Raw genomic sequence first — 1,455 nt, 5'->3', positions numbered from 1 at the left:
ATCGCCCCGGCCGGCCCGGGACGCGCCGGAGGCGCCAGGTCGACGACGTAGCCGCCGAGCGCGGCCAGCGCGAGCCCCACCGACACCCCCTGGACCGCCCGCCCGATGATCAACGGCGCGGACGAGTCGACGGTGGCGAGGACCAGGCACGCCACCGCGCCGACGATCAGCGCGGGCACCGCCACCCGGCGCCGGCCCACGTGGTCGGACAGGCTGCCGCAGCACAGCAGGGCGACCAGCAGCGGCACGACGTAGACGGCGAACGCGCCGGTGAGCGCGACCGTCGAGATGCCGTAGGACCGCTGGTAGACGACGTAGAGCGGTGCCGGCACCCCGGCCGCGGCGCAGACCACCACGAAGGACACCGATGCCGTCGCGAAGGCCGGCGGGAACGATCGGGACCGGAACACCGGTCTCAGGTCGCCGGGACGGCGGACAGCAGAGCAGCGAAGATCACCGTCCGAGACTAGGCGCTCCGCAACGATGTCCAGGAGCACAGGGGCGTCGGCACACCGTCCGACGACCGGCCCCCGCAGCGCGACGCCGGCCGGCCCCGTCCCCGACGTCCACCGCCGCCGGCGCCGACCGGGCCGCCGCGTCCTCAGCCCTGCTGCGCTGCCCACTCCTCGACCCGGCGCCCGCTCTCCTCCGGCGACAGGTCCTCCACCCGGGTCATCACCGCCCACCGCACCCCGTACGGGTCGACGACCGAGCCGAACCGGTCCCCGGACACGAATGTCGAGACCGGCTCGCGCACCGTCGCCCCGGCCTCGACCAGCGTCGCGACGGCCGCGTCCACATCGGGTACGTACACCGCGAGCGACAGCGACACCGGGTGGTCACCCGCCGGTGCGGCGACGAGGCCGTGGTCGGGCATCGCGTCGGAGACGGTGAACCGGCCGGCCGCCAGCTCCAGCTCGGCGTGCCCGACCATCCCGCCCATCTCGGTGACCGAGAGCACCCGGGCCCCGAAGGCGGCGCAGTAGAGTTCGATGGCCGCGCGGGCGGGCGATGCCACCAGGTGCGGGGTGAGTGAGGTGACCCCGTGCGGACGGCCGTCGGTGGTGTGGGCGCCGGTGAGGCTGCTCGTGAGCTCCATACGGGGAGCCTCCCCGCCCCGCGACGGCGTGGATTGAACATTGCCGACAGGGGGTTGGTCGATGACCGTCGAGTCGCGCGGACACCTGAACCCGGGTGCCCCCGAGGTCACGCTCGACCGGGCGCCCATCGGGCTCGACGACCTCGTCCGGTGGGTGTGGACCGCCCGCTGGGACGTCCCGCCGGGGCGCACGGTGCGCCAGCGGGTACTGCAGTACCCGGCGTTCAACCTCGTCACCGACCCCGTCACCGCGACGCTGCACGGGCCGCGCACCGGCGTCGACGTCCGGGAGCTGGCCGGGCGGTCCTGGGTCGTCGGCGTCCTGCTGCGGCCCGGCGCGACCCCGCTGTTCACCG

At 75.0% G+C, this 1,455-nt stretch carries 3 protein-coding genes; 1 reads left to right on the top strand and 2 read right to left on the bottom strand.

Going from position 1 to position 1,455, the window contains the following annotated elements; all coding sequences use genetic code 11:
* Together GTW08_RS22380 and GTW08_RS22375 are read right to left on the bottom strand one after the other, a co-directional pair.
* The coding region (locus GTW08_RS22380) for an MFS transporter (RefSeq protein WP_161152474.1) at nt 1-410 on the bottom strand (410 nt) is incomplete at its 3' end.
* A gap of 191 nt (nt 411-601) precedes the next feature.
* Nucleotides 602-1,099 carry a VOC family protein gene (locus GTW08_RS22375; protein WP_073578199.1) on the bottom strand — a complete coding sequence of 166 codons (498 nt, stop codon included), beginning with the start codon at nt 1,097-1,099 and terminating at the stop codon, nt 602-604.
* Nucleotides 1,100-1,160: 61 nt separating this feature from the next.
* On the opposite strand from GTW08_RS22375, the gene GTW08_RS22370 reads away from it, so the two are divergent.
* On the top strand, nt 1,161-1,455 hold a 295-nt coding region (locus GTW08_RS22370), incomplete at its 3' end, for a DUF6597 domain-containing transcriptional factor (protein WP_346009955.1).

This window comes from Pseudonocardia sp. SID8383 (genome assembly GCF_009864975.1).
Taxonomy (GTDB): domain Bacteria; phylum Actinomycetota; class Actinomycetes; order Mycobacteriales; family Pseudonocardiaceae; genus Pseudonocardia; species Pseudonocardia alni.
The sequence above is the reverse complement of the archived record's forward strand: the minus strand, read 5'-3'. Positions and strand labels throughout refer to the sequence as shown.